Here is a 356-nt window from a genome sequence, read left to right on the forward strand (position 1 = left end):
TTTGATAAATCTGTATTTCATTGGTGGCAATTTATTACTTACGTTAATGGAAAAGAAAAGTCAATTTATTATTCTGGTTTTCCTAAAAATTTCCAAAATGACAGTAATTTAGAAATCCTATTTTCTAACAATGGGGTAGCGACTCTTGGTATTTCTTATCTCTATCCTCTTGTAGAAATACTACAAGTTGAAGAAAATGTTTTAAAATTAGCTTTTAGACTCAAAGGTTGGATGACAGAAGCTACAAAGGTACAGATAGTTGCAGATCCTACTTTGTCAATGATTTGGGAAACCGAGAAGATGAATGAAAACTTGTATCAACTTTCCTTACCGTTGACATTAGATGGTTTTTCAGA

At 31.5% G+C, this 356-nt stretch carries 1 protein-coding gene; it reads left to right on the forward strand.

Going from position 1 to position 356, the window contains the following annotated elements; all coding sequences use genetic code 11:
• Nucleotides 1-356: hypothetical protein (locus JKP73_RS22215; protein WP_200411990.1), on the forward strand; the 356-nt coding region annotated here is incomplete at both ends.

It is taken from the genome of Virgibacillus salexigens (assembly GCF_014905415.1).
Classification (GTDB): Bacteria; Bacillota; Bacilli; order Bacillales; family Amphibacillaceae; genus Virgibacillus; species Virgibacillus salexigens.